This is a genomic window from Psychrobacter sp. AOP3-A1-26 (genome assembly GCF_052378235.1).
GTDB lineage: Bacteria > Pseudomonadota > Gammaproteobacteria > Pseudomonadales > Moraxellaceae > Psychrobacter.
Genome location: NZ_JBQSXN010000136.1, coordinates 1 through 4074 on the forward strand (window position 1 = coordinate 1; position 4074 = coordinate 4074).

At 38.9% G+C, this 4074-nt stretch carries 2 protein-coding genes, 2 tRNA genes and 1 pseudogene; 3 read left to right on the forward strand and 2 right to left on the reverse strand.

Annotated features, from left to right (window positions below; all coding sequences use genetic code 11):
• Positions 1-253: 253 nt before the first annotated feature.
• Both ACT3TU_RS13620 and ACT3TU_RS13625 read left to right on the forward strand, forming a co-directional pair.
• Positions 254-329: transfer RNA gene (locus tag ACT3TU_RS13620), tRNA-Val, on the forward strand.
• A 53-nt stretch (positions 330-382) separates the two neighbouring features.
• Positions 383-459, forward strand: a tRNA-Asp gene (locus tag ACT3TU_RS13625).
• Between the two features lie 449 nt (positions 460-908).
• Here the strand turns inward: ACT3TU_RS13625 and ACT3TU_RS13630 are convergent.
• Complete coding sequence (locus ACT3TU_RS13630; RefSeq protein ID WP_444784492.1) at positions 909-2387, reverse strand: phosphatase PAP2 family protein; 1479 nt, start codon at positions 2385-2387, stop codon at positions 909-911.
• 335 nt (positions 2388-2722) lie between these two features.
• On the opposite strand from ACT3TU_RS13630, the gene ACT3TU_RS13635 reads away from it, so the two are divergent.
• A complete protein-coding gene (locus ACT3TU_RS13635; protein ID WP_444784493.1) occupies positions 2723-2929 on the forward strand; it encodes a DedA family protein in 207 nt (68 codons plus the stop codon).
• 62 nt (positions 2930-2991) lie between these two features.
• Here ACT3TU_RS13635 and ACT3TU_RS13640 read toward each other — a convergent pair.
• Positions 2992-4074: pseudogene (locus ACT3TU_RS13640) on the reverse strand (hypothetical protein); the annotation flags it as partial.

Here is a 4074-nt window from a genome sequence, read left to right on the forward strand (position 1 = left end):
AATAATAAAGGGTAATTGGTTAAGCATTATGCATCAACGACGAAACTTGACGCTGTTAAAACAGACATTTAATAAGTGGTAGTGGGTTATTAAAGTACTAATAGTAAAAAATATCGGTTTTTTATAAAAAAACAAAGCCAGTAAAAACATATACTTGTGATTATATTTGTTGAAAGTATATAAAATAGTTTAAAAAGTAGCAAATACTGTTTGACAGCCATGTGTAAATGTATATAATACACACCCACAGCAAGGGTGATTAGCTCAGTTGGTAGAGCGTCTGCCTTACACGCAGAATGTCGGCGGTTCGAATCCGTCATCACCCACCACTCTTTTAGCGAGTGCGCCTTTTTATAGAGGTGAAATGCTAAAGACGACCTAAGCAGCGGTAGTTCAGTTGGTTAGAATACCGGCCTGTCACGCCGGGGGTCGCGGGTTCGAGTCCCGTCCGCTGCGCCATATTTAAAACGAATTTAGATTTTCGAGTCTAAGCAAGTTTCGCCTCAAACATAACTTTGTTTGAGGTTTTTTTGTGTCTAAATTTTCTCCTAAAGCCTCTATCTATAAGGTGTAGATATTTTATCCCTATTAATTATTTATCATCGGCATACTCTTTGACAGTGCATGAATGACAAGTTTTCTTGCAAGCACGCTACGCTTTGAAAATCGCTGAGCAAGTGCTCGGTGACCAAACGGTGACTAAGGTTGTTAAAATTTGGTTGTGATACATCAGCAGTCAATGGTGCATCAGTGACGCAGGATGATATTCAGTCGATACTGAATAAAATGGATATACGACACTATACTGCGTGACTGGTACAAGTTTTTATGGCTTGCTGTGACTACGTCGACAGAGGCTACAAAAAATTTATCCCAGCACCGCTGTATCTTTATTTTAAAATGATTGCTCAAGTATTTTTAGCTAAAATTTCTATCTTATTAACGAGTAGCTTGGGCAGATAATAATCATTGATGTGCGCGTTTGGGTACTGCTCATCGATCCAAGCAACATAATTATTGGCAGTCAGTTTTCCTCGATAGATCAAGTACAAAGTATGCAGGGCGACGCTACGGGATAGGCCCATCACGCATTGAAAGTTAATCAGCACTCTATCGCTAAGCAGCTGTTCGATTGTAATATCAGGTACTCTATCAAGTGCCGCTAATGTATCTATCTCTTTAAACAACTGGATGAAATTTTGAGCATCAACCTCTTTTAACGATTGTAAATCCAACAGTGGAAAATAGAGGTATTCAATATGAACGGCGATAAATGGTGGATGAGGGTCGTAGAGTGATGAGCTGTTATTAACGTCTAATTTCTGTGCTTGCACATAAGTAGATAAGGCTTTTTTTAGGCTGAAACCATGACTGTTAGTTTCTACCGCTGAATCAATCACAATAATCGTCGCAAAATTGGAAAAACATAAATACTGTTTATCGCTCATTTGTGACAAACCAAATAATTTTGGGGTAGCGACTGCATATACCGAGTCCGCTATTTTGTATTTTGAGTCCATATCAATATGGCTCAATGAGCGAGTATTCGATCGATTATGTTGAGTAGGTTGATAGCGTTGCCCAACGTACCACATCAGCCAATAGCTTAATAATAATGGCATAAACCTCAACCAAGTAGACAGCCGTAAACGCCCTTGCTTATCCTTTGCAAACCAACGTTTATCGCGAGACTGATTGGGGTATTGATACGCCCACGCCAAACCAAAAAAACTTAACATCCAGTACATGGCGATTAAAGAGTACAACCATTCAAAAGTGATAGAGGCAATGCTTCTATTGAGCATAAACCCTGCTATCGATAGGATTAAAAACCCTGATATCGCTACTGCCAGATATTTTAAAACAAGATTGTTCCGCAGTTTATTGGTCATGACCAGTACTAACGCTGCCAGTAATAAGCCACCAGCAATATCCAACAGATGATGTTGATAAGTTAGGACGGTGGATACGATAATGAGGCTACAGATACAGCAAAGCGCTAGGCGATATAGAACGGATTTCGAAAGCTGCCATAAACACCTCCCTAGTAATACGGCATATGCCACATGCAGGGAAGGAAGCTGGTTAAAAGGTTTGTCGGTTATATGCAAAAATTGATAACCATAGTGTGCCCAGCCTAATACAGTAGGGCGCTCAAAAGTAAATTTGGCTGGAAATATATAAAAGATAAAACAGGCGAAAAGCGTGGCTAAGATTAACTTGCGTGTTAATAAGGACAGTTGTGCTGGCGTTTTTACCATAAAAAAGCTGGCACAAAACAGCATGATTGACCAGCTATAAGGTACAATCATCAGCGGAATAAAAGGAATCGCTGTGTCAACTGGTGTGGTTAGGTTATAAACTTTTTTAGGCCATATAGAGTTCATGCTACTTAGCTCAGAAAACTGGAGATCATAAAGCAGCGCTTGTGCGTAGATATTAGTCAAAGAATACAGAATGGCAAAGATTCCAAAAGCGCAAGCTAGAGAGAGGCATCTAGATTTCATCGAAAGAGGCGAATGACTGGTCATGGCATTTATCTAATCGTTGCTATAGTGCGGATACTATAAATAGCATAAAACAGCAGGTTTTGACATAAATCAAGTCAAGATTAGGGCGTGTTGAACATTTATATTGTTAGAAATGCTCAAAAAATGATATCTAACGGTAATGAAGGAAAGCAATGATTCTGAATAAAATCAGCGAATAGGTACTTAGGATTATGTCAAGTTTTGGCTACTTTGGTATTGTATTTGCCATGTTTGCCGAAAACGTCTTTCCTCCCATACCTTCTGAAGTCATTATGCCAGCTGCTGGTTTTGCAGCGTCGAGAGGTGATCTTAATTTAATCTTGTTTGTTCTTTCTGGTACGCTAGGTGCTTCACTTAACGCTTTGCCCTTATATTATTTAGGTCGCGCATTCGAATGAAGAACGTTTGGTCGCGTTTACCGAAAAGTATGGCAAATACGTGCTCATTAAACCTAATGACATCACGTCCGCGAATGATTATTGGGATAGTCTGGCATAATATTACCTTGTTTAAAGTAAGCACGACTGTCAGATTTTGCTTGAGTGAACCAATAGCCTGATTTGGGGCAAGGTTGATTCGGTAGACAGTGCCCCTTAGCTTGACTGGTGATTTCAGGTTTAGCGGTAGGCTGGTTCTCGTAATAAGGCGTCATATCTTCACCCGCCTCAGAACGCTGCATAAACTCTTCATAAGTAATTTTATAAGGGTCAATAGAGATAAATTTACTGGTGTCGATACCTGTCTCTTTAAGTACAAGTGGTAGCGTATAATCAGGTTGATCTTGTTGGATTTTTAGACCCATTTTTGTGGCAGCGGTTTCGGAGAAGAGTCTGAATTCAGGTAATTCGCCATAAAGCTTACTATATTCTTTAGTCAAAGGCTCATCATAATCATTCGGAACTATTTGTTGCAGCAGCTCTACTTCATTGAAAAATTCTAAGCTAATCAGGTAGTGACGCTTACCTGTGGATGGATCTGTTTGTCTATTCATTCTGATATTCATAAATATGTCTGTACCATGGCGAAGCTGCCATGTTTGAAGATCATCGAGCTGCATCCATTGTTCAAAAGTTAATGGATAAGTATAGTTAAGGCTGAAAGTATTTCCGTCTTCTTTGGTAGCAAATATAAAACTCTCTTCAGGAGTCAATCTGGGTTCACTTAAAGTTTTAGCATGTGTCCAACCTTTATCTTGTAGCTCTTTAAAGAAAGATATCATTTTTTTATAAGCATCTTCGTCTGATATGCCACTGACTTTATGGTTGAATAAAAAACTAAGATTGATTTTAGAGAGTTTGTAGTTTTCTTGCTTATTGTCCTCGTAAGCTAAGACTGACATAACACCGTTGATAGCAAATTCACCATTAGAGTATTTAATAATGGCAGTAGGTTCTTTATATCTTGGAAAATCATAACCCTGAAAAGTAACGCCCATAGGCTGGGCATCGGCACTTTGATATTTTTTATATTCAGGGTTTGCGTCGTATAACTCTTCGGCAGTCATGTTTAATGAAATTTCTAGAGGTTTGTCGGGCATAACAAC

What these genes read in the sequence shown, in the direction of transcription:
- ACT3TU_RS13630 (WP_444784492.1), bottom strand. Translation starts at nt 2,387, where the DNA reads ATGAACTCTATATGGCCTAAAAAAGTTTATAACCTAACCACACCAGTT.
- ACT3TU_RS13635 (WP_444784493.1), top strand. Translation starts at nt 2,723, where the DNA reads ATGTCAAGTTTTGGCTACTTTGGTATTGTATTTGCCATGTTTGCCGAA.